The 24,450-nt window shown below is 64.6% G+C and carries 15 protein-coding genes; 4 read left to right on the forward strand and 11 right to left on the reverse strand.

Annotation, left to right across the window (positions count from 1 at the left end; translation table 11 throughout):
• The first annotated feature begins 108 nt into the window (after nucleotides 1-108).
• Nucleotides 109-6,537, forward strand: coding sequence for a type I polyketide synthase (locus CHB96_RS24475; protein WP_089251225.1), 6,429 nt, complete (start codon nucleotides 109-111; stop codon nucleotides 6,535-6,537).
• Nucleotides 6,534-7,874: an aminotransferase class I/II-fold pyridoxal phosphate-dependent enzyme gene (locus tag CHB96_RS24480; RefSeq protein ID WP_089251227.1), complete on the forward strand. Its 1,341-nt coding sequence runs from the start codon at nucleotides 6,534-6,536 to the stop codon at nucleotides 7,872-7,874. Before CHB96_RS24475 ends, CHB96_RS24480 begins: the two co-directional genes overlap by 4 nt.
• Nucleotides 7,875-7,935: 61 nt before the next feature.
• Here CHB96_RS24480 and CHB96_RS24485 read toward each other — a convergent pair whose 3' ends face one another.
• Nucleotides 7,936-8,904 carry a 3-oxoacyl-ACP synthase III family protein gene (locus CHB96_RS24485; RefSeq protein ID WP_245866135.1) on the reverse strand — a complete coding sequence of 323 codons (969 nt, stop codon included), beginning with the start codon at nucleotides 8,902-8,904 and terminating at the stop codon, nucleotides 7,936-7,938.
• Between the two features lie 215 nt (nucleotides 8,905-9,119).
• Here CHB96_RS24485 and CHB96_RS24490 point away from each other — a divergent pair, with 215 nt between their 5' ends.
• The gene (locus CHB96_RS24490) at nucleotides 9,120-11,288 is read left to right on the forward strand and encodes an MMPL family transporter (RefSeq protein WP_176444485.1); all 2,169 of its coding nucleotides are present in this window, start codon (nucleotides 9,120-9,122) and stop codon (nucleotides 11,286-11,288) included.
• Entirely contained in the window at nucleotides 11,278-11,901 is a 624-nt protein-coding gene (locus CHB96_RS24495) for a GNAT family N-acetyltransferase (protein ID WP_089251231.1), read from the forward strand. Before CHB96_RS24490 ends, CHB96_RS24495 begins: the two co-directional genes overlap by 11 nt.
• 17 nt (nucleotides 11,902-11,918) lie before the next feature.
• On the opposite strand, the gene CHB96_RS24500 is transcribed toward CHB96_RS24495, so the two are convergent.
• The 10 genes from CHB96_RS24500 to CHB96_RS24545 all read right to left on the reverse strand — a co-directional run bounded on the left by CHB96_RS24500 (nucleotide 11,919) and on the right by CHB96_RS24545 (nucleotide 24,444).
• The gene (locus CHB96_RS24500; protein ID WP_089251233.1) at nucleotides 11,919-14,483 is read right to left on the reverse strand and encodes an aminotransferase class III-fold pyridoxal phosphate-dependent enzyme; all 2,565 of its coding nucleotides are present in this window, start codon (nucleotides 14,481-14,483) and stop codon (nucleotides 11,919-11,921) included.
• A 229-nt stretch (nucleotides 14,484-14,712) separates the two neighbouring features.
• The gene (locus CHB96_RS24505) at nucleotides 14,713-15,570 is read right to left on the reverse strand and encodes a hypothetical protein (protein ID WP_245866137.1); all 858 of its coding nucleotides are present in this window, start codon (nucleotides 15,568-15,570) and stop codon (nucleotides 14,713-14,715) included.
• 48 nt (nucleotides 15,571-15,618) lie between these two features.
• Complete coding sequence (locus CHB96_RS24510; RefSeq protein WP_089251235.1) at nucleotides 15,619-16,326, reverse strand: hypothetical protein; 708 nt, start codon at nucleotides 16,324-16,326, stop codon at nucleotides 15,619-15,621.
• 42 nt (nucleotides 16,327-16,368) lie between these two features.
• Nucleotides 16,369-17,616, reverse strand: a complete 1,248-nt coding sequence (locus tag CHB96_RS24515) for an MCE family protein (protein ID WP_089251237.1) — start codon at nucleotides 17,614-17,616, stop codon at nucleotides 16,369-16,371.
• Nucleotides 17,613-18,878, reverse strand: coding sequence for an MCE family protein (locus CHB96_RS24520; RefSeq protein ID WP_176444486.1), 1,266 nt, complete (start codon nucleotides 18,876-18,878; stop codon nucleotides 17,613-17,615). The genes CHB96_RS24515 and CHB96_RS24520 overlap by 4 nt, the downstream gene beginning before the upstream one ends.
• Nucleotides 18,879-18,883: 5 nt before the next feature.
• The gene (locus CHB96_RS24525; protein WP_089251241.1) at nucleotides 18,884-20,164 is read right to left on the reverse strand and encodes an MCE family protein; all 1,281 of its coding nucleotides are present in this window, start codon (nucleotides 20,162-20,164) and stop codon (nucleotides 18,884-18,886) included.
• Nucleotides 20,164-21,156, reverse strand: coding sequence for an MCE family protein (locus CHB96_RS24530; protein WP_089251243.1), 993 nt, complete (start codon nucleotides 21,154-21,156; stop codon nucleotides 20,164-20,166). The genes CHB96_RS24525 and CHB96_RS24530 overlap by 1 nt, the downstream gene beginning before the upstream one ends.
• Nucleotides 21,153-22,220, reverse strand: coding sequence for an MCE family protein (locus CHB96_RS24535; protein ID WP_089251245.1), 1,068 nt, complete (start codon nucleotides 22,218-22,220; stop codon nucleotides 21,153-21,155). Before CHB96_RS24535 ends, CHB96_RS24530 begins: the two co-directional genes overlap by 4 nt.
• Complete coding sequence (locus tag CHB96_RS24540) at nucleotides 22,217-23,587, reverse strand: MCE family protein (protein ID WP_089251247.1); 1,371 nt, start codon at nucleotides 23,585-23,587, stop codon at nucleotides 22,217-22,219. The genes CHB96_RS24535 and CHB96_RS24540 overlap by 4 nt, the downstream gene beginning before the upstream one ends.
• Nucleotides 23,584-24,444, reverse strand: coding sequence for an MlaE family ABC transporter permease (locus CHB96_RS24545; RefSeq protein ID WP_089251249.1), 861 nt, complete (start codon nucleotides 24,442-24,444; stop codon nucleotides 23,584-23,586). Before CHB96_RS24545 ends, CHB96_RS24540 begins: the two co-directional genes overlap by 4 nt.
• Nucleotides 24,445-24,450 lie beyond the last annotated feature (6 nt).

The following is a 24,450-nucleotide window of genomic DNA, read 5'->3' on the forward strand; positions in this document are numbered from 1 at the left end:
TTGTATTCTCCTCACGCGCAGGGGGTTCCCGGCGCGCACGAGGCGTTTCGGGGGGATACCGAACTCACACCTCTGGTGGGTAGTCGGACTAGTAATCGGGGGAGATTCATGGTCGAGATCGCTCTTGTCGGTATCGGGTGCCGGTTCCCGGGCGGGGTTCACGACGGGCAGAGTTTCTGGGAGTTCATGCTCGCGAAGGGCGACGGCATCGTCGATATTCCGGCCGACCGCTGGAATGCCGACAGGTTCTACGACCCGGACCCGGACGCACCCGGGCGGATGTACACCCGTCGCGGCGGGTTCCTGACGCAGTCGCTGTGGGAGTTCGATCCGGAGTTCTTCGGCATATCGCCACGCGAGGCATCCGTCACCGACCCCCAGCAGCGACTCCTGCTCGAGGTCGCCTGGGAAGCTCTCGACGATGCAGGGCATGCAGGCCGCGTCACCGGCTCACCCATCGGCGTGTACGTCGGCGGTTTCACCAACGACTCTGCCGGACTTCGTGGTTCGCCTTCGGTTCGGCCGTACATCAATGCTCACAGTGCCACCAGCTCGTCGCACACTCTGTTGTCGAACCGTATCTCTTACGCATTGGACCTGGTCGGCCCGTCGATGACGATCGATACTGCGTGCTCGTCGTCGCTCGTCGCGATGCACGAAGCCGTCCGCGCTCTCGATCGCGGTGAATGCGAGATGGCCCTGGTGGGCGGCGTGAACACGATGATCAGGCCGGAAACGTTCGTCTCGATGTGCAAGGGCCGCTTCCTGGCGTTCGATGGCCGGTCCAAGTCGTTCGACGCCACCGCCGACGGTTACGGTCGCGGCGAGGGTGCAGGCATGGTGCTGCTGAGACCGCTCGCCGACGCGCTACGTGACGGCGACCGCATCTACTCGGTCATCCGCGGCTCCGGCGTCAACCAGGACGGTCGAACCATCGCCATTCCGGTACCCAACCCCGTCTCGCAGCGCAGCCTCGCCGAGCGAGTGTGCGCCGAAGCCGGAATCGACCCCAGCCAGGTCGGGTACGTCGAAGCGCACGGCACGGGTACCGCCGTCGGCGATCCGCTCGAGATCGAGGCACTCGGCGGGGCGTACGGCTCCGTCGCCGGGCGAACGACACCGCTCGTCGTCGGATCGATCAAAGCGTCGATCGGGCATACCGAAGCGGCCGCGGGCATCGCGAGCGTCATCAAGAGCGCACTGTCGATCCATCACCGCACCATCGTTCCGCAGGCGTGGCTCGACACACTGAACCCGGCGATTCCGTTCGAGGAACTGCAGATTCGCATTCCGGTGGACGCCGAGCCGTTCCCGAACACCTACGATCGCCCCGTCGTCGCCATCAACGGTTTCGGCTACGGCGGCACCAACGCGCACGTCATCATGCACGACGCACCCGCGTCGGCAGCGGTCCCCCGGTCCACACCACGCCCCCGCATCTTCCCGTTGTCCGCGCGTACCGACGCCGCGCTGCGTGAGGTCGCGTCGACCCTCGCGGACCGCTTGGAGTCGTTGCTCGACTCGGCGGTCCCCGAGACCGCGGACGACGTCGCGACCGCGTTCGCATCGGCCGCATGGACGCGTCGAGCACATCACCCGTTGCGGGCGTCGCTGAGCTTCACCGGCGCCTCCGATCTTCTGAGCGGCCTACGCGAGTTCGCCTCGGGCACCGGTCAATCCGCGCATACGATCGACGGCGCAGGCGCACCGGTCTTCGTCTTCAGCGGCATGGGCCCGCAGTGGTGGGGCATGGCTCGCGACCTCCTGAACGAGGGTGGAGTGTTCGCGCACGAAGCACGCGTTGTCGACGATGCATTCACCGAGATCGCCGGGTGGTCCATCATCGAGGAACTGACGCGCGACGAGGAGTCGTCACGTGTCACCGACACCGAGGTCGCGCAGCCCGCGAACTTTCTCGTGCAGGTGGCACTCGTCGCCGAGCTACGGGCCCGGGGCATCGAACCCGACACCGTCGTCGGCCACAGTGTCGGTGAGGTCAGCGCTGCCTATGTCAGCGGTGCACTGAGCCTGCACGACGCTCTCCTCGTCAGCTGCCACCGCGCGCGCCTCCAAGCCACCACGGCCGGCAGTGGATCGATGCTGGCCGTCGGGCTGTCGGAGGCCGACGCCCTGGCCCGCATCGCCGAGGCGGGCGACGACATGCGCTCCCATGTATCCGTCGCGGCCGTCAACAGCCCCACTGCGGTCACCCTCGCAGGTGACGTCGACCATCTCACCACGTTGGCCGAATCCCTCACGGACGCAGGTATCTTCGCGAAGCGACTACAGGTCGAGGTGCCGTACCACAGCCACCTGATGGATCCGATTCTCGGCGAGGTGTCGTCGGCGCTCGCGTCGTTGGATCCACGGACACCCGAGCTCACGCTCTTCTCGACCGTCACCGCGGAGCAGGTCACCGGGGCCGGCTGGGATGCAGCGTACTGGTGCGACAACGTCCGCAAGCCGGTCCGCTTCGCCGACACCATGACCGCACTGATCGCGCAGGGTCGCCGGTTGTTCCTCGAAGTCGGGCCGCACCCCGTGCTGTCCGGCAACATTCGCGAGATCCTCATCCGCACCGGCGATCCCGGGACGTCGATCCCCACTCTCGTCCGCAAGCAGAACGACGCCGAGAGCCTGGCGGCGACGCTGTCGAGCCTGTACGCAGCGGGCACGTTCGAGGGACACATCTACTCCCCCGGCGACGCCGTCGCATCTCCGCACGTCGCGCTGCCTGCGTACCCCTGGCAGCGCACCCGCGTGTGGAGCGAGGACGACGCGTCCGTCGCAGACCGTTTCGGGTCGTCGACCGTCTACCCGATGCTCGGCGACCGCACCGCCGCGGCGGCCAGCGAATGGCACGCCGAACTCGCGATATCCCAGTTCCCGTGGCTGCACGACCATGTGGTCGACGGCATCGTGTTGCTTCCCGGTACCGCGTATCTCGATGCTGCACTCAGCGCCGCCGCGGTGCGCTCGGGACGAACCGAGGTCGGTCTCGAACACGTCGAGTTCGTCGCACCCCTCGTCGTCGACAAGCACGACGTACCCGTGCTGCAGGTCTCCGTCGAAGACAGCACGAGACGCTTCGTCATCAGATCAAGGCCTGCGGCGTCGTCGAATTGGACGGTTCACGCGATCGGCCGGCTCGTGGAAGGTCAGTTCGATGCGCCGTTCGTCGCGTCGGACGCTCCTGACGTGATCCACGAGGTCACCGGCCAGGCACTGTATCCGCTACTCCACGCGGCCGGGCTGCAGTACGGGCCCACGTTCCAGGGCATCGAATCGGCGAGCATCGGCTCGGACGTCGTCGTCGCGTCCATCGACGCATTCGCGCAGTCCGGCTCCGGCCACCTCGTGCACCCGGCCGTCCTCGACACCGCTCTGCAGGCAGTCGCAACGCTCGCGGCCCCTACCGCAGCGACGGGTGCCGTCGTACCCGCGGCGATGAAGACGGTTCGACGCTACGGCCCCATACCCGATCGTGCGACCGTCGTCGTACGACGCACCGGCACCGACCCGATGCGCGCCGACATCGCCGTCACCGACGAGGAAGGACGCGCCGCGGTCACGTTGAACGGCGTCGAATTCCGGCCCATCGCACCACCGCAGAGTCTCCACGCGCAGATGTCCTCGGTCTTCTACGAACCGGTGTGGGAGCTGCGCGACAACCGCGATCCCGGTACCACCGTCACGGAACAAGCACGAGACTTCGCGCTCGTCGTCGTGCTCGGTCAGCCCGAGGCCTCGACGACGGACCGGATCGACGCGATCACGGCATCGCGACGGGAATCGGTTGTTCTGCATGCCGACACGTCGACTCACGTCGACGTCGTCACCGCACTACGAGAAGGCCTCTCACGCGATGGCGTCGAACACGTCACCGTCGTCGCAGTCGCCGGTCGCTTCACCGAGCCTGCCGACGCGGTCGCGTCGCTACTGGTGGTCGCCCGCGCCGTCCACGTCGCCGTCTACGGCGACGAAACCGGCCCTGCCGTCGATCCCGCTTCGGTGTCGGCCGTCGTGCTCACCCAACGCGCCTTCTGCATGCCGGGCGACGTGGACGGTGCCGACCTGGCGCATGCCGGGCTCGTCGGTGCACGTCGCTCGCTGAGAAACGAACAATCGACGGCGGCGTGGCGATTCATCGACTCCGAACCGACGACCACCTTGTCCGAACTCGTCACCGAGACGTTCGCGTCCGGTTCGTTCGCCTCCGACGTCGTCGACGAGGTCGCGTTGCGGCAGGGTTCGCGGTGGGTGATCACGCTGAAGAGCAACCTCGACGAGCACCTCGCCGTTCGCGACCAGCCGACGGTCCTGCGCAATCCCGAGCAGTCGTTCGCCGTCGAAGTACCGAAGTCGAAGTTGTTGTCGGACCTGGCTTTCCGCGCCAACGACCGTCGCGCACCCGGCCCCGGCGAGGTCGAAGTCAGAATGTCGACCATCGGACTCAATTACAAGGATCCGCTCAAGGTCATGGGAGTCCTGACCGACAAGGAACTCGCGGGCACCTACTTCGGAACGCGACTCGGCCTCGAAGGTGCGGGAGTCGTCACCCGCGTCGGACCGGGCGTGACGGAAGTGGCACCCGGTGACCAGATGGGCGTGTGTGCCAGGGACATGATGCGTCGTTATGTCACCGTCGGCATCGACGAGGGCGGCACGACGGCCATTCCCGACGGCTGGGAAGCGGGTTGGTGCTCGTCGATTCTGCCGTTCCTGTGCGCGCATTACGGGCTGGTGCATCTCGCTCGCGTGCAGCCGGGCGACACGGTTCTGGTGCACGGCGCAGCGGGAGGCATGGGCATGGCCGCCGTCCAGGTCGCGCGACTGCTCGGCGCGCGGGTGATCGGAACGGCAGGCACTGAGGAGCGTCGTGAGATCGCTCGTGAGGCCGGCGCGCACGACGTCCTCGCCTCACGATCGCTCAACTACTCCGAAGACGTCCTGACGCTCACCGACGGCAGAGGCGTCGACGTCGTGTTCAACTCCTCCCCCGGCGAGATCATGGCCCAGAACCTGCACGTGGCAGCCGAATTCGCCCGGATCGTCGAGATCGGGAAGGCGGACATCTATTTCGGTGGTGTGATGGACCTCGAGCCGTTCGACAAGAACCTGTCGTTCTACGCCGTGGACATGGACCGCATGTTCAACTTCAAACCGGAGCTGGCGCGTCAGGTCACCCGTGAGGTTCTCGACAAGATGAAAGACGGTGACTACCGGCACCTTCCGTACACCACCTATCCTCTCGATCGCGTAGGTGAGGCATTCGACGCCGTCGTCCGGTCGTCGCACACAGGACGCGTCGTTCTCAGCCTCGACGGGGACGCGCCGGTCGTGCGGCCGCGGATTCCGACCGTCGACATCGATTCCGACGCGACGTACCTGGTGACGGGCGGGTTCGGCGCCTTCGGGTCGGCGATCGCGCGATGGCTCGTCGACGAGGGTGCTCGTCGCCTCGTCCTGGTCGGCCGGAGCGGTGCGACGACGGACCGCGCGCGAGAGACCCTCGAATCATTCTCGGCTGCAGGTGTTTCCGTGACACAGGAACTGGTCGACATCGCCGACTACGACGCCGTGGCATCGATGATCGATCGCATCGGCACCACACACCCGCTGCGCGGCGTCTTCCACACGGCGGGCGTCGTGAACAACCACGCAGTCAACGACATCGACGACGACTCGTTACGCAGTGTGTTCCTTCCCAAGGTCACCGGCGCCGTCAACCTCGATCGCGCGCTGGACGCGGCGGGTGTCGATCCGGACCTCTTCGTGATGTTCTCGTCGATGAGCAGCCTTACCGGCGGTGCGCCGCAAGTGTCGTACTCGGCGGCCAACTCGGTGCTCGACGCTCTGTCCTGGTCTCGGCGCAACCGTGGCAAGTCCGCGTTCACCGTCAGCTGGGGATCGATGAGTGGCGGCGGGATGGCGGAGGCGCAGCCGGAAGTGGTGCGGTACCTGGAGATGCTCGGGTTCAGGAACATCGACATGGACGCCGCCACGCTGTATCTCCGCGAATGCCTGACGCTCGACATCCCGCACGTCGCGCTCGTCGGCATCGATTGGGAACAGTGGGGCGTCGCCAACCCTGCGTCGACGACCAATCCGCGCTTCGCCGCCCACATCGCCGCGGCCAGCACGGGAGGCTCCGGCATCTCGGCTCTGCAAGCCGAGATCCTCGCTCTCCCAGAGGAGCAGCGCGCGGAGGTCATGACGTTCGTCCTCGCGGAGCAACTGGCACTCGTGATGGGAATCGACGCCGAAGCAGTCGACGTCCAGACACCGTTGCCCGAGCTCGGATTGGATTCGCTCATGGCCGTCGAGTTCGCGGCCCGGGTCGGCAAGGCCGTCGGGCTGGAACTGTCGGTGCTCGAGTTCGGCCGCGGGCACGGTCTGTCGGCCATCGGCGCCAAGCTGGCTGCGACGCTCACCGCCCGAGCAGAAGGCGCTGCAGCAGCCCCTGCACCTGCTCCCATCGCCGTCGATGTCATGCCTGCACCGAAGTCACACGAATCCGTAGGAAGTGCGTCGTGACCACAGATTCCCGAGAGATCGCGCGTCAATTGCTCGCTCGCACCGGCTATTCCACGGTGCAGGTCGACGCCTCCGCCGAGGTGACGCCCGCGGTACCCAGGGCCGTGCCACCGACGGGGGCAGCTCCCGTGGGCCGCGGCCTGCTCGATCACCCGGACATCGTCGCAACGGTGGCCCAGTTCGACGGCGTCGACCAGATGTTCGCAGGGTTGAACCTGCCGAACCCGCTGTATCTGCCGCACGACGGAACGAGCGGTGCGACCATCCGCCAACTCGACCGCGACATGATCAACTTCGGATGCTTCAACTACCTCGGCCTCAGCGCGGACAAGCGAGTCGCCGAGGCGTCGAAGGCTGCGATCGACGAGTACGGCACGTCGGTGTCGGCGAGCCGGATCGTGTCCGGCCAGATTCCTCTGTACGCGCAGTTCGAATCCAGAATCGCCGCCACCTACGACGTCGACGACGCCGTCATCACGACGAGCGGCTACCTGACCAATGCTGCCGCCGTCGGATATCTGTTGGGCCAGGGCGATCTCGCGATATGCGACGCACTGGTACACAGCAGCATCGTGTCCGGCACCGAATGGGCGGGGTGTAGACGAGTCACGTTCCGGCACAACGATCCCGCCGCGCTGGAGGCGATTCTGAAGATGTCGCGAGCCAGCTTCGGGAGAGCGCTGGTGATTCTGGAAAGCCACTACAGCATGGACGGCGACGTCGCGCTGCTTCCCCAACTGATCGACGTGGCACGCAAGTACGACTGCGCGGTGATGATCGACGAAGCGCACAGTTTCGGTGTTCTCGGCGAACGTGGCCACGGCATCCGTGAGTTGTACGGCCTTCCCGGTGACGCCGTCGATGTTTGGATGGGCACGATGTCCAAGGCGCTCGGCAGCGTCGGAGGTTTCCTCGCAGGATCGCGCGAACTGATTCGTGCCTTCAAGTACTCCGCTCCAGGACTGAGCATGTTCGCCACCGCGCCGGCACCGGCATCGATCGCCGCCGCTCTGGCTGCGCTCGACATCATCGATGCCGAACCGGAACGTGTTGCGCGCCTTCGCGACAATGCGTCGTATGCGTTCGCGCAGTGTCAATCGCTGGGATTTCGCACCGGACTTGCAGAAGGGACGCCGATCCTCCCAATCATCGTCGGCGACACACAGAAGGCAGTCATGGCGGGTGTCGGGTTGCTGCACTCCGGCATCAACGCGAATTCGATCACCTACCCGTCGGTGCCACTCGGCGAGGAGCGCCTTCGGTTCTTTGTTTCGAGTGAACACACGCGAGAACAGATCGACACCGCGCTGACCACTCTCGCCGCGATCCTGTCATAGGCTCTTCACGCTCGTGAGCGAAAATGTATAGCCCGCTACACATTTTCGCTCACGAGGGGTGTCAGTGGACCAGAACCAGTGCTCCCCAGATGAACCCGGCGCCGATGGTGGCGATGACCGTCACCGTGCCGGGCCGTAGGAGCGCCGCTCGCTCCAGCTCGGCGAGAACCGTGAAAATACTGGCAGCACCGGTGTTTCCGAGCCTGTCCACAGTGATCGGTGCCTTGTCCCGCGGAACACCGAGCGAGTCGACGACGGTCTCGACGATGTTGCGGTTGGCCTGATGAAAAACGAAGTGGTCGACGTCGTCCAATGCCAACCCGGCCTCGTCGACAGCTCTACGTACGACAGTGGGCAGCATCGTGGTCGCCAACTTCCACACGCGAGGCCCGTCCATGAAGACGTAATGCCGACCGTGCGCGACCGAGTCGGCGGTGAGCGGATGCCTCGATCCACCGTCTCGAATCCCGACGGACATGTCGAGTTCGGATTCGACGACGCTCGACCGTATCCCGCGTCCCACTGCTCGCTCGGCAGAGACGAGAGCACCGCCCGCAGCGTCGCCGAAGAAGATCCGTGTCGTCCGATCGGTGGGATTCATCTGGCGTGACAGAACTTCGGAGGCGAGAACGAGGATGTTGCGGTAACGCTCGCCGATCATCGATGCAGCGATCTCGATCGCCAACAATCCACCGGAACACGCTGCTTGCGTGAGGTCGATCGGAACGGCGCGCACCGCACCCAGCGCCTGAGCGACCGTCAACGCCGTCGATGGAAACGGCTGATCGGGGTTCACCGTCGCGAGCACGATCGCATCGACATCGACTGCAGGAAGACCACTCTCGGACAGAACCGAACGCGCAGCCCGAAGCGCGAGATCCGATGCAGCGGCGCCGTCCTCCAGGAACCGTCGAGACTCGATGCCGGTTCTTGACCTGATCCACTCGTCGCTCGAATCGACTGTGGCGCACAGTTCCGAGTTGGACACCATTCGATCCGGTAGCGCGTCGGCGAAATGACGGACGGTCACCGCAGAATTCCTGGCATCCATGCTTCTCCCCATCGTCGATGGACAAGTTGAATTGTTGACAAAGCCTCGAACCGAAAAGTGAAGCAGGAGGCCACATTCGACCCGATGGACGGTATCAGCACTCCGACTTCGCGAACAGTGTCGACTACCCCACACGATGGGTGTAACCTCGCGTGCATTCGAAGATGTTGCGCGGTCATCGGGGGGACGCGGGAATGACACGTGAGGATCGAACTGCGAGCCGAAACAGGCTTGCGCAGTTCGTCGTTCGCCGTGCCCGCCTGGTGGTCGCCTCCTGTGTAGTCGTCATCGTTCTCGCCGGCATATGGGGGTTCGGAGTACTGCACGACCTGAGCCTCGGCGGTTATTCCGACCCGGGTAGCGAGGCAGCACGGGTCGACGAGATCGTCGAAGCCCAGTTCGGCCGCCAGGTTCCCGACGTCGCGATTCTCTACACGCCGACGGACGGTCGAACGGTCGACGACATTCGCGGTGACGTCGAGCAGAACCTGTCGGACGTCGATGCGTCGTTGCTCGCTCGGGATCCCGTGTCGTACTGGAACATGCCGCCGGCCATCGCGCAAGGGTTGAAGTCGTTCGACGGTCGATCGGCGCTCGCGGTTCTCACGATGAACGGCGACGAGGATGCTCGGGTCAAGACGTTTCTCGATATTCGCGACGACCTCGCCATCGACGGCGTCGACGTCCAGTTCGGCGGTTTCGCGACCATCGCCGACGCCTACAACACCGAGGCTCGGGCCGATCTCATCCGCGCCGAGACCATCACGTTCCCGATCCTGATGGTGCTCCTGCTCGTCATCTTCGGCGGCGTCACCGCTGCTGCCGTACCGCTGTGCATCGGTGGCCTCAGCATCCTGGCGTCGCTGGCCGTGATGCGCGTCCTCGCGAACTTCACCGAAGTCAGCATCTTCGCCACCAACATCGCGACGCTCGTCGGACTCGGCATGGCCGTCGACTACAGCCTGTTCGTCCTGACCAGATTCAGGGAGGAACTGCGACGCGGCGCGTCTGCCGAGGAGGCCGTCCACCGCACCATGGCGACGGCGGGCCGCACGGTGGCATTCTCGGCACTGCTTCTGGTGTGCGGTTTCGTCGGCATGCTGATCTTCCCGCAAGCGATGATTCGATCCCTCGGCTTCGGCGGCATGGCGGCGGTCGCCGTCTCGGCATTCGTCTCGCTCACGGCTCTGCCCGCGACGCTCGCCCTGCTCGGTCCGCGGATCAACTCGCTCAGCTGGCGAGCGGGCGCTGCAGACCGCGGAGACGCTCGTGCCGAACGATTCTGGGGATCGGTGGCCGAACGTGTGATGCGACGGCCAGTCGTCGTCGCAACTGCCATCTTCGCGCTTCTGGCGTTGCTCGCTGCCCCCATCGCGGGCGTCGCACTCGGCGATCTCGACCACACGGGGTTACCACCCGACGCACCGGCTCGTATCGCGACGGACAAGCTGTTCGCCGACTTTCCGCTCGCCAACTCGGGCGTCACGATCATGGTCCAGTCCGAGAACGGGAGTCCACCCGACGCCCTCGTGGTCCAGCAACTCGCGGCCGAGATGGGACGCGTCGACGGCATCGCGGCCGCCTTGCCGTCGGGCAGCGCCGACGACTACGGCGTCATCAGGGCGATCCTGACCTCGCCCGATCGAACTCAGGGTGCGCTCGACACCGTCACGCGTCTGCGTGCCGTCGAAGCGCCCGAGGGCACCGACATCCGGATCGGTGGAGCCACGGCACTGAGCCAGGACGGCATCACGTCGATCTACGACACGATTCCGTGGATGTTCGCCATCATGATCGCGGCGACGTTCGTCGTCACCACTGCGGCGTTTCGATCGATCGTACTGTCCGCCAAAGCAATTGCCATGGCGATGCTCAGCCTGGCAGCCACGTTCGGTGTGCTGACGTGGGTGTTCCACGACGGTCACGGCGCCGGAATCATCGGAGTCACCCCCGGTCCACTCCAGGCAACGATGAGCATCCTCATCATGGCCGTCGTGTTCGGACTGTCCACCGACTACGAGATCTTCCTGCTGTCACGCATCGTCGAAGCACACGACGTAGGCGCGACGACGCGCGAGGCGGTGAAGATCGGCGCCGCCCGCACCGGCAGAGTGGTCACTGCTGCCGCTCTGCTGCTGATCACCGTCACCGCCTTCTTCTCGCTGTCCGAACTCGCGATGATGCGCCTCGTCGGAATCGGCATCATCATCGGACTGATACTCGACGCCACCGTCGTCCGCATGCTGCTCGTACCCGCGCTGGTCGCACTGATGGGCGAGGCCAATTGGTGGTTGCACCCCAGAAAGACAGTCCCCGAACAGGTTTCACGACCACTGGAGAAGGACAACGAGAATGTCGGTTGACATCAGACCCGCGTCGAAGGCAGACATTCGTGAGATGTCCGCGTTGATGGCACGCGCATTCCAGGTGGAGGACCCGGTCAGCGGTTACTTCTTTCCCGACGACAGCAAACGCCCGAAGAAGCAGCGACGCATGATGGCTGCGCTGATACGCCATCGCTACCTCCCCATCGACGGAGCCGAAGTCGCCACCATCGACGACACGATCGTCGGCGTCAGCCTGTGGTATCCACACGACTCCCCGCCGGAACCGTGGTGGCGCAAGGCAATCAGCGGGCCTCATCTTCTGTGGGCCATGGGTCGCGGCGTTCGCCCCGGAATCCAGATGGATCGCACTCTGCTGGCAGGCGCACCGGACGAGGAGGCAGTGCTGTGGGTGTATCTGGGCGTCGAGCCGTCGCTTCATCGGTCGGGTGTCGGACGCCTACTGTCTCGATCGTTCTTCGACCGGATGGACCGCCAGGGCCGGACGACGTACGGGATCTGCAAGGAGGGCAACATCCCGTTCTGGAGTGCGATGGGGTTTCTTCCCGCGGGATCGACGACCATCGGCCCCAAGGGCCCTCTCGTGTATCGGATGAATCGACCACCCGCACAGGTGACGAGCGGGCCGTAGCCCGCCCGTCCACCCAGCTACTTCACTTCACGCCACCGCGTCGCCTCGGCCAGCTCGAATCCGTACCGGTCACCGAGTTCACCGAGTCGTTCGACGTTCTCGGTCACCAATTCCGTTCCGATACTGCGAAGTTCGAACTCCCTGGACAGGGACAGGAGCATCGTCTCTGCCATGCACGCATACGTCAGCCCCGGCGCCAGACCGAACGTGAGCCCGAAGTCCGACCCCTCGGGCAAGCGGACGATTCCGCCGTCGAACACCGTCACGTCCGGTCGGACACGGCCGACGTCGTGTGAGATGTTCGGTGGCTGAGCGACGTCGCACACGATGGCGTTCGGTCCGAGATCCTCCGCATCGATCAAAGAATGCGGCGCCGACGTCGCGGCAATCACGATGTCCGCCCGCGCCACTCCGGCTCTCGGGTCGTCGAAGAACTCGAGACGGCCCGACGAGATCAGGTCGTCGATCGACCCGCTCGACAGCCGGACCGCGTCGGCGAAACGCCCTGCCCCGCCTCGTGCGCCCTCCACGATGACACCCGCCGCGGTCCACAACTTCGGGGCGATCTTGCCGTGCTCCCCAGGCCGGCCGACCAGAGACACCGTGCCGACGTCGGACGCCAACGCACGTGCGATCGTCTTGCCGATCGCACCCGCCGCACCGAGGACGGTGACCCTCATGTCCGCCAGGTCGATTCCACGTTCGGCGCACACACGACGAACGGCGCGGATGCTCGCTGCCGCGGTGAACGAGTTGCCCGTCGTCAGCACACCAGCGCGTGTGCCGAGCGCGAGACCGTTGCCGGTGATCACCGACGAATATCCGCCGAGTCCCACCACCTCGGCTCCCCGGTCGAACGCCAGGTCCACAGCAGCAGCGACCGCCGACACCGCCACGCGCGGAGGCAGTTTCAGCAGAGCAGACGACGTGAACGGAATCCCGATCAAGCTGCCATGCGCAGCGGCGCCCTCCGTCGGCACGACGCGGCCACTTCCGATGACCATCGGTGCGGGATTGAGTTCCGATGTCGCGCCTGCGAATCGATCGAGTAGTTCACCGCGTTCTGGCTCGCTGAATTCGGAGAGTGCGTCGTCGAACGCCCCGAAGACCGCGAGATCGAGCGGGTGCGCGAGAAATCCGAATCGGTGATCGGTCTCGTGCGGCACGACGTGTGGCAGCCTGCGCCCGGGCGTCGAATACACCGTCGGCGCGGACTTCGGAGCATGTCCGACGAGGTGACCCATCAATCCGGCAAGGTCACCTGCCGCAGCGAATGCCACAGCGCGTTCCAAGGCCGCCACGAGACGTCGGCACTCGGACTCGGTGACCGTCAGCGGCGGCTCGACTCGAAGAACCCGTGCCCCGAACAGTGTCGGCGCGATCCTGACCCCCTCGACGCGCAACATGTACGACGCGATCATCACGGCCAGATTCTGTTGATCGGCAATGGAACCGATGAGCGACTGAGCGCCGACGAAGTTGACGTCGTCGGTGAATTCGACACCGAGAAGCAGCCCTTCACCTCGCACGTCGGTGATGACCGTGGGGTACTTACTCGCTACCTGCTGCAGTTCACGCTTCAGTAGCTCACCGCGTCGGCGCACCCGGCCGATCAAATGCTGCCCGTTCTCGGTCAGCTCGCCGAGTACCGCGAGTCCGACGCGTGACGTCAACGCGCCACCCGCGAACGTCGAGGTGTGCCTCAATGCAAAACTCTCTCCGACCAAGTCGGGCCTGCAGAGCACAGCTCCCGCGGGCACGAGCCCACCGCCGAGAGCTTTGGCGACGGCGAGGATGTCGGGTACGACGGACTCGTGCTCGCATGCGAACATGCGGCCGGTCCGGCCGAGACCGGTCTGTACCTCGTCGACGGCCATCAGAACCCCGTGTGCAGTGCAGAGTTCGCGGACCCGCGTCAGATACCCCGGAGGTGGAGTGACGACGCCGCCCTCACCTTGAATCGGTTCGACGACGAACACCGCGAACCGGTCCGGCGCCGAGACGAAGGCCTGCTCGAGTGCGTCGGCGTCCCCGAAGGGGATCGTGTCGAACCCTGCCACCGGCGCACCGAACCCCACCTGGTACTTCTCGTTGCCCGTCGCGGACAGCGCACCGAGAGTCTTACCGTGAAAACTGTTGCGCGTGCTGAGAATTCCCAGCCGACCGGTGGCCGACCGGGCGATCTTGATCGCGATCTCGACCGCCTCGGCGCCGCTGTTGACGAACGTGACGCGGCCGAGGCCGCTCGGTGCGACGTCGACCAATCGTGCCGCGAGTTCTCCCGCTGCCGGCAGAACCGACGGCTGTACGAAGGCGGGCTCACTGCCCCGTCGCACACCGTCGACCGCGCGCCACACCGCGGCAGGATTGTGCCCAAGCGGCAACGCGCCATAGGCACCCGCGAAATCCAGATACGCATCACCCGACGCGTCGTACAACGTCGTTCCCTCGCCGCGAACGTATTCGGCGTCGAGGTCGACGGCACTCAGCAGGCCGAACAGTTCGGGATTGAGAAAAGTCGAATACCCGTCCCGGCCGACTGAAGGTTCAGTCTCGGGACGTCGAAAAGCCATGTCGGTCATGAGTGCTCCGTGTTCTCGAGAGTTCACCCCTGGCCACCCTGCGCGCCGCCGGCGACCGAAGGGTGCAACCAGAGCTCGCCCCACAGCAGGACGCATTCGCGATGCTAACCGGCTGCCATGTGGAGAACAGATGACAATTCGAACACGAAGTATGGATAAACAACTTTCACCGCACTTACGGTCGGTTTCACCGCCGTCGAGCGGACCGACTCGTAACCAACGTCACAAGTTACTGATCGGAGATGGCGGAAAGAATCCACTTTCCGTCGATTTTCTCCATGTTGACCACGATCGGGCCCTCGGCATTGCCCTGCGCTACGCCTGCCTGCGTGGCACTGACGTTGAGCACCGCAAGAAGCTCCGCATTGTCGGACTCGAGTCGCGTGACACCGATGTCCGACACGTCCGCCTGCGTCGCCGTCTGTGTCTGGCGGACAGCCGATTTCGTCGTGTCGGCCACGCGATCGAACTCGGCGAGCATGTCGGGATTCAGCACAGCGCGTGCCTTGTCGAAATCCTCGTCGATAGTCGCGTCGCTGTACGTGTAGAGCGTCGTCAACGCGTCGGTCGCGGCACCGGTGACCTCGGACGTGGCGTTGGAATCCACCCACGCCGCGTTGTCGACGTTCACTCCCGGCTTGATCGCGGCGACGACCGCGAAGGCTCCGAGCACCACCGCGACAGCACCCACTGCGATCACGGGTGTCCATTTCGGGCGGTCGGCGGGCACGGGCGTCGACACCGGGGCGGCCTCGGGAGCGTCCGCTGCCACTGCGGGCGCAGGCTTCCCGAGGTCGACCTTGTCGGACTCGGTGGCCCGAGGGGCCTCGGGCGTCGTCGAATCCGCGACATCGGCTGTAGTCGGTTCGCCAGGTGCAGCAGCGTCGGAAGAAGCAACGGTGTCAGGTGTAGCAGCAGTGTCAGGTGTAGCAACGGTGTCAGGTGTAGCAGCAGTGTCAGGCGTAGCACTGTCAGGCGTCACGCCCTCCGGCGCAGCCTTGCGGTTGCTGCCTGCGATCTTCTTGCGAGCCTTGCTGGTGGTGGTGGGTGGAACGATCTTCCGACGCTGAGGAGGCAATGCGGACAACTCCTTGAAATGTACGAGAACTGGGCCGACGGTCCGGAAAGACGCTGCCTACTCCCCGCCGGTCGCGTCGGGAACAGGTGCCTGCTCTTCGCTCGCGGGCGGAGTGGCATTCGGATCGGCAGGCTCGGCGGGCGCCGGCGCGCCGTTGGGGTCCAGCGGCAGCGCGTTCGCGTCGGCCTCTCCCCCGGACGGATCGAGCGCGATACGGCTGCCGATCGGGTCGACCTTGTTGGCCTTCCACGTACCGTCCACATCTTCCATGAACAGACGCATCGTCAGCTTGACCTTCTGCTCGGGACGGTCGGGCCACGTCGTCGTCCCGGCGATGACGACCAGTGCGGTGGCCGTACCCTCGTCGGCGCTCAGTTCGGTCAGAGTGGAATGCATCAACTCCGCCGAGCTCTTGGCGCCCGACGTGCGGACCGTGTCGTCGATCTGCGACCGCGTCGCGTCGAGATCGTTCAGCATCGTGTCGCCCGTGATGGACGACTTCATGTCCTCGAACGACTGGTCGATGTTCGCGGCGTCGACGGTGTTGAGGTTGATCGCGACCTGCTGCGCCCCCGTGAGCGCAGATTCGCGGGTGTCCGCGACGGACTTCTCGGACAGCGCGTTCTTCCATCCGATTCCGAACCACACGGCCGCGACGAGAGCCACGACCGCGACGACGGATACGCCGATCAGAACCGGCCTCGCTGAGTTCTTCGGCCCAGGAGCGTCGGAAGTCGGCTCCTGAGCTTCGGTGTTTGACGTCACACTGACACCCTACTACTCGGTAACTTCGTCACCCGACTTCGATCACTTCGGGGTGACCCCGATCAGCGGTGCAAGCTGTGTCGCAATCGGATTCAGGTTGAGCTTGTCGGGATCGACCTTGGGGATCGAATCCCACGGCTGCGGAGTCTCGGGATCCGCGAAGACGATGCGGTTGGAGCTCCGAACACCCGTCACACTGCCCTGAGGCGTCGCACAGTTCGCCTGCAGGTTCAGCGGGTAGTTCTCCTCGGTCATGTCGAAGTTCGGGTTCTTGGCCTTCTCCTCCGCCAAGATCGCCTGCGTGCCCTCGTAACCGACGGTGCACGGCGGCGGATTGTTGGTCTCGAGCAGCAGACCCTGGTGAATCGTGCCGTCGCCCGGTGTCAGAGTCCCCGACCCGGCCGCCAACGCGGGCAGGAAGATGAGCAGCGGCTGCAGCGCGAGTGTGCGCGGCGCTGCCAACGTGACGACCTCGTTCAAGTTGTTCAGATCGGTCGTCAGCGCCGGACCGCCCTCGTCGATCAGCGCACCGATCTGATCGCTGGCCGCGGTGCCCGTGTTGATGAGGCGTCGTATATCCGGGTCGTTGCTGCGCAGCTGGGCCGTCACGTTGTTCAGGTCGGTGCTGAACTGACGAATCGCCGACGACTGTTCGGACTGTGTGTCGAGAACCGTCCGGCTGTCCCGTACCAGCGCGAGAGTCTGCGGCAACGCCTCGTCACCGGACTGCGTCAGCGTTCCGAGCGAGTCCAGCAGGACCTGCAGATCGTCACCCTTGCCGTTGAACGCCGTGCCGAGTTCCTTGACGACGGTCGTCAGGTTCTCCAGTGGCACCGAGCTGACCAACTGATTGGCGCTCGCGAGGACGTTCTCGACGGGCACCGGCGTCGCCGTGTCCGCGGTGGCGATGATCGAACCACTCTCGAGGTACGGCCCTTCGTCGCTCGTCGGCTGGAGATCGACGTACTGCTCACCGATGGCGGACCGGTTGGCCACCACTGCCTTCGCCGACGACGGAATGTTCGGTCCACCGTTGTCGAGAAGCAGCTCGACGTTGATTCCGTCCGACGTCAGCGACAACGCTCCGACGGTACCGACGGGAACTCCTCGATACGTGACCTCGGCGTTGGTGAAGATGCCGCCGGAATCGGCGAACTGGGCGTTGACGTCGTACTGCCCGAAACCGAGCAGATTGTCGATACGCACGTACTTGCCACCGACGTACACGATGCCGAGCACCGCGACGGCGATGAAAGCGAACAGCTGAATCCTGACCAGCCGCGACCTCACAGTCCACCTCCGAATTGTTCGAGCAGGTCGTTCAACGGAGCGAACGGAGTCGGTGCGTTCACCGGCGAAGCGACGGGTTCCGTACCCGGCGCCACCGGAACTCCCGGCGGCGGTGACGGATTCGGAACGATGGGCGGAAGCGGCAGCAACGAGATGGTCGGCCATCCGGGACGTGGGCCGTTGCCGTTGTAGTACGGGTTCGACGGATCCACCAGCGGCAACGTGTCACCGTACTTCGGCGGAATGTAGACCGGATCTCCTTCGCCGACACCTAGATTGCGCAGCGTCGTGCCGATCGACAGATCGAGCGACAGGTACAGATTCGCGGAGTCGCCCTGCGTGATCTCCTCGATGCCGTCCGGGAACGGAAGCGTCGGGATGAGCGGGAGCGTCGTGACGATGTCGTCGGCCGAGCCGGCGAGAGCCTGCAACGTCGGACGCAGAGCACGAAGGTCTGCGATCAGATTGTCCTTGGACTGGTTGATCACGTCGGTCCCCACCGCGCCGAGCCGGTCGAGCTGACCCAGCATCTGCGTCAGCTGCGGCCGCTGCTGCTCGAGAACGTCGGTCGCGATCGGAAGGTCCGCGAGCACACGATCGATCTTCTCGGTCTGTCCACTCACTTCGGTGGTCAGAACGTCGAGACCGTCCAGCGCGCGGGTGATGTCGTCGCGCTGCTCCTCCAGCCCGCCGATCAACGTGTTCGCCTGCTCCAACAGACTTCGCGTCGTGCCTTCCCGCCCGTCGAATGCCGCGTTGAGCTCTTTGACGATGGGAGCGAGCTGGCCGACGCCACCGCCGTTGAGCACGAGCGACAACGCACCGAGCACTTGTTCGATGTTGGTCGTCGACCGAGTCCGATCGAGCGGAATCGTGTCGCCGTCCTGCAGCTTCTGCGGATCGGCGTCGTCGGTCGGGACCGTCAACTGGATGAACTTCTCACCCAGAATCGACGTCTGTTCCACTGCTGCAAGCGCATTCGCGGGCAGATCCACCGAATCGTTGACGACGACGTCGACGTCGGCCGTCCACTCCCCGTTCGGCACCGAGATGGAATCGACGCGGCCGACCTCGACACCGTCGACCTTGACGGTCGACTGCGGAACGAGGTCGAGAACATCCTGGAACTGGATGGTCAGGTGCATCGGGTTGCTCCCGGTGTCAGCACCACCCGGGAGCGGAATGCCGTAGACGCCCTGTGAGCACGCCGTCGCCGACAGACCGACGACCGTTGCACCGACGATCGCGACGAGCGGACGCATGCGCATCACTGTCCCCCTCCCAACGACTGCTGCAAACCGGGCAACGTGTTGTTGTCGCCGAGACGCGGCGAGACGTTTCCGGGCACAGTGCCCGGAACTGCCTGGTTCTGTTCCGTCGTACCGCTGAGAACGCCGAACGGAAGAACCACACCGGAATCGCGGACCGGGCCTTGGATCAACGTCGTGAATTCGCCACACCGATCGATGATCGGCTGGATCTGCGCACCGAGTTGTTCGAAGCGCGGATCTCCCGGCACGAGCTTGCCGAGGTCGATCAGTCGGCACAACGTCCCGAGCGGATCCTGCGTCTCGTTCTGCAGATTCGCGCGAGTGGCGAGCGTTCCCGATTCCGCGTCGTACGAGTTGACGAGGTTGCTGATCGCGAGCGGCAGCAGCGTCAGCGTTTCGACGAGCGATTCCTTGCCGTCGGCCAACGTCTGAGTCGGCTGGACGAGACCGTCCGCGGCTTGCACCAACTGATCTCGGTTGTCCGCGACGAACCCGGCGACGTCACCGAGCGTGATCGACAGCTGATTCAACGCGGCCCCGAGATTCTCTCGCTCGCCGTTGAGGAAGCCCGTCAGATCCGACAGCTGGTTGTTGAACTGGCGAACCTGCTGATCGTTCGCCGCGAGGGCCGACACGAAGGTCTGCAGGTTCTTCACCGTGTCGAACAGGTCGCCGCGTGACTCGTTGAGCGTGCGGGACGCGTCGGAGAGCTGAGTGATGGTCTCGCCCAACGCTTCGCCATTGCCGTCGAGGTTCGCGGCGCCGGTGTTGACCAGGTCGGTCAGTGCGCCGTCCTTGTTCGCACCGTCCGGCCCGAGCGCCGTCGACAGTTCGTCGATGCTCGCGTAGATCTGATCGACCTCGACGGGAGTCGCCGTCCGATCGCGAGAAATCACCGTGCCCGACGCCATCGTCTCGCCCCCGCTGTAAGCGGGTGCGAGCTGGATGTACCGGTCGGAGACGAGCGACGGAGTGATCTGTGCGGCCTTCGCGTCTGCGGGAATGTCGACGCCACGCTGCACGCGCATCTTCACCTCGACCTGGTCGCCCTGCGGCACGACCGACGTGACCTCGCCGACCTCCACACCGAGGACTCGGACGTCGGAACCTTCGTAGATGCCGACCGACTTGTCGAAGTACGCGGTGATGTCGGTCGAGCCCGCACGGGTGAACAGCCACCACAGACCTGCGGCGACGACCAACGCGACGATGACGATTCCGGCGATGACCGCTTTGCCGATCCCGGACTTCTTGTCGTTCTCTGCGATGTCGGTCATCAGTTGCCCCCGAGGTCGCGAGCGGGCTCACGGTAGCCGGGGATGAGCGGCAGACCGGGCGGTGTCAGGTTGGCGAGAGTGATGTCGAGCCAGCGACCGTTCGCGGTGACGTTCGCGTACAGACGCACGAACGGTGCGTACAGCTCGAGCGCCCGCGACAGTGCGTCGTTGTTCTCGTTCAAGATGTCGATGACTCCGTTCAACTGCTGGAGCATCGGATTGATCTGCTCCTCGTTGTCGCGGACCAGTCCGGTCAGTTCGGTCGACAGCCGCTGCGTTCCCGTCAGCAACTGCGATATCGACTGCTGCCTGTTGTTCAGTTCTTCGAGGAGCGGTCCGGCGTCGGTGATGAGGCGGTTGAACTCCTCGTTGCGGTCGGCAAGGACCTTCGACGTCTTGCCGGTCGCCTCGAACAGCCTCTGCAACTCCGCATCTCGACTCGCGATGGTCTCCGACAGTCGACTGACTCCGTCGAGGGATGCCCGAATGTCGTCGGGAGTTTCGGAGAACGCCTGCGACAGCGTCTGGAAGCTCGACGCCAACTGATCGGTGTCGATGTCCGTGATGGTCTGCGCCGCGTCGGAGAACGCGTCGATGACGTCGTACGGAGACGTGGTGCGCTCCAACGGAATCGGATCCTTCGGCTTCAGGACCTCGTCGCCGCGGGGATCGATCGCCAGGTACTTCTGACCCAGCAACGTCTTGATCTGGATGGACGCCGACGAGTTGTTGCCGACCCACGCATCCTGCACGCGGAACTCCACGTTGACCTTGTCTCCGGCGAGTTCGACCGAATCCACCTTGCCGACCTTGACGCCGGCGATACGAACTTCGTTGCCGGGCTTCAGTCCTGCGGCTTCGGAGAATTCCGCGGTATACGTGGAGCCTGCTCCCAGGATCGGCAGCCGATCGAGGAAGAAGACTGCGACGGTCGCCAGCAGCACGATCATGATGCCGAGCGCGCCGGCCACTACCGGGCTACGCTTTTTCATTCCTTGATCCCCCCAGCCTTGCACCGCTCGGCCGCGTTCGTGTACAGCGGTTGATTCACAGTCGGCAGTCCTGTCGGCAGATTCAGGTTCGGCGAGGTTCCCGGTCCGGCTTGAATGTCGATGCCGCACAGGTAGAACGTGAACCAAGAACCTTGCTGCGCAGTACGAATCAGCTTGTCGAGCTTCTTCGGCAACGTCTGGATGACCTTGGTCAAGTCCTCCTCGCGACTGTTCAACGTGGTCGCCAGCGTGTTCAACGCGGCGACCGATCCTTGAATCGACGGCCGTGTCGGCTCCAGCAGATCCGACGTGGCATCGGTGAGGCCGGCGAGCGACGTCACCGCGGATCCGACGACGTCACGATCCGCAGACAGCCCCGACACGAGCTGCTGAGTGTTGACGATCAACGAATCCAGGTCCTGGTCGTGCTGGTTCACCGTCTCGAGCACCGTGTTCAGGTTGGTGATGACGGCGCCGATGACCTGATCCTTGTCCGCAACCGTGTTGGTCAGACTTGCCGTGCTGCGCACCAGATCCGAGATCGTTCCCGCCTCGCCCTGGAACACCTGGATGATCTGGTACGACAGCTTGTTGACGTCGTCGGCGCTGAGGGTCGTGAACAGCGGACGGAAGCCGTCGAACAGCGTTGTCAGGTTGACCGCAGGTTTGGTCTGCGAGAGCGGAATCTCCCCGCCGGGGTTGATCTTTCCGCCTTGCTCGCCCGCCCCCTGCTCGAGCGCGATGTAGCGCTGGCCCACGAGGTTTCGGTAGCGCAGATTCGCGGTCACCGTCGACGGCAACCAGTCGCGGCCGTTGACCGTGAACTCGACTCGGGCCTCACGCTGATTGACGATCTCGATGTTCTTGACGTCGCCGACGCGCACACCCGCGATACGGACTTCGTCACCCTTGTTGAGCGATGCGACGTCGCTGAAGATCGCGCTGTACTTCTCACCGCCACCACCGCTGACGTTCGCGATGGAGAATGCCAATGTCCCGGTTGCCAGGATGGTCACCACCGCGAACACGATCAGTTTGACGAGCGGAGCCAGAAGTCCCCTCATTTGATGGTCACCTCCGCTCCCCTCAATGCAGGTGCTCCGAGAGTCGTCGTCCACGACGGGATCTCGTCGGGGCCGACGCCCCCGGCCTCGCCGTAGATCACGGCAAGGGTGTCACGCTCGAAATCCGACCCTTCGTACGAGGCGGGCGTGGCGTCCGTGCCCGTCCCAGCGCCGTTCGCTGCCGCAGGCACGCCGGACAACTGGGGAGCCGGTAGGTCCGGAATATCCTGTGGCCCAGGGTTTCTCGACGGCACCTGATAGGACCCGTCGTTTGCCGAGCCGCCGGGATACTGCGGGAAGAACTCTCCCGCTGCGGTGTCCGCAGGCGTGTAGCACTTCGGTCCGCGGTTGTCGAAGAGTCGCGGCTCGTCCTGGTTCGGCAGGTAGCGGCCCTTCGGGTTGACGAACGACGCCGACACGTTGATGCCGCGGTACTCGTCTCCGACGCCGATCACCTTCTGCGCTTCCTGCACCGTCGGAACGAACTGCGCGAAAGTACATCCGAACGACGGCGAGTACTTGGCAAGAAGTTCCAACGCCTCACGTGAATCCGCGGCGATGTTGATCAGGTTGCTCGAATTGGTCTGCAGGAAGTCCGCTGTCGTCGAGCTCGTCGACGTGAGCGACGCGATCAACGTGTCGACGGCGGGACGCTGTTCGACCAACGTGTTACCCGTGACCGTCAGATTGTCGAGCGCATCGACCAACTGCGGCGCAGCGTCGGAGTACGTCTGCGAGAAGTCCGCAAGACCGCGCAGACCTTCCTGAATGTCGGGCAGTTCGGTGTTCAAGCCACCGAAGATGCGTTCGAGTCGATCGATCGTCAATCCCAGTTCCGACCCGCGGCCGCTGAGCCCCTGCGCCAACGCACCGAGCGTGTTCGCAAGATCTTGCGGCGGAATCGCTTCGAGAAGCGGCAGCAAGTTGTCGAGCAACTCGCCGACCTCGATCGCGCTGCCGCTCTTGTCCTGCTGAAGCACGGTGCCGTTCGTGATCGGCGACGCGGTATCTCCTTCGGGAACGATCAGCGATACGTAGCGCTCACCGAACAATGTCTTCGGCAGCAGGCGTGCGGTGGCGTTCGACGGGATCTGCTCGGCCTTGTCCGGATCGATCGCCAGATGGGCGGTGACGACTCCGTCGACGGTAGACGCCGAGCGCACCTCACCGACGATCAACCCACGCACCTTCACGTCGGCGTTCACCGGCAACGCATTACCGACCGAATCGGTGACCAGGTCGATGCTGACGACCTTCTTGAACGTCTTGTTGTAGGACGTGATGGACCACCCGAGAAAAAGGATGAGAACCAAGAAGAAAGCGAGACCCAACAGAAGTCGCCTGAGGCGCGACGGCGAGTCGATCATCCGGCAACCCTCACTGTGGTGGTGGTTCCCCAGATGGCAAGGCTGAGGAAGAAGTCCAGAACAGCGACCGTCACGATGGCGGTCCGCACGGCACGACCCACTGCGACACCGACTCCCGCAGGTCCGCCCGAAGCGTGAAATCCGTAGTAGCAGTGGATCATGATGAGCACGAAGGCGAATATCAACACCTTCAAGAACGAATAGAGAACGTCCTCGGGCGGTAGGAACAGATTGAAGTAGTGGTCGTACGACCCACCCGATTGGCCGTTGAACAACGTACTGATACCGCGCGACGCGACGTACGACGCCAACAGACCGACGATGTAGAGCGGAATGACGGCAACGAATCCGGCGATCATGCGCGTCGTCACGAGGAACGGAACGCTCGGCACCGCCATGACTTCCAGCGCGTCGATCTCTTCCGAGATACGCATCGCACCGAGCTGCGCCGTGAAGCCTGCTCCGACGGTGGCGGACAGCGCAAGACCCGCAACGATCGGCGCGATCTCGCGAGTGTTGACGTAGGCGGAGAGGAAGCCGGTGAGCACCGAGCTACCGAGTTGTTCCAGAGCTGCGTAGCCCTGCAACCCGACGACGACACCCGTTGCGCCCGACATCATCACGATGACACCGATGGTGCCGCCGATGACGGCGAGTGCGCCGCTGCCGAACGTGACCTCGGCGAGGAGGCGAAGAACTTCCTTCTTGTAGTGGACAAGCGTGCGCGGGATCCACCCGATCGCCCGGACGTAGAAGGACATCTGTTCGCCGGCGCTGTCGAGCACCGACAGTGGCGCGCTCGCGATTCGCTTCGCGCGCATGAGAGTACGGTCGCCCCGACCTTTGGCGATGGTCATTGCGGG

It is taken from the genome of Rhodococcoides kyotonense (assembly GCF_900188125.1).
In the GTDB taxonomy this organism is placed as follows: domain Bacteria; phylum Actinomycetota; class Actinomycetes; order Mycobacteriales; family Mycobacteriaceae; genus Rhodococcoides; species Rhodococcoides kyotonense.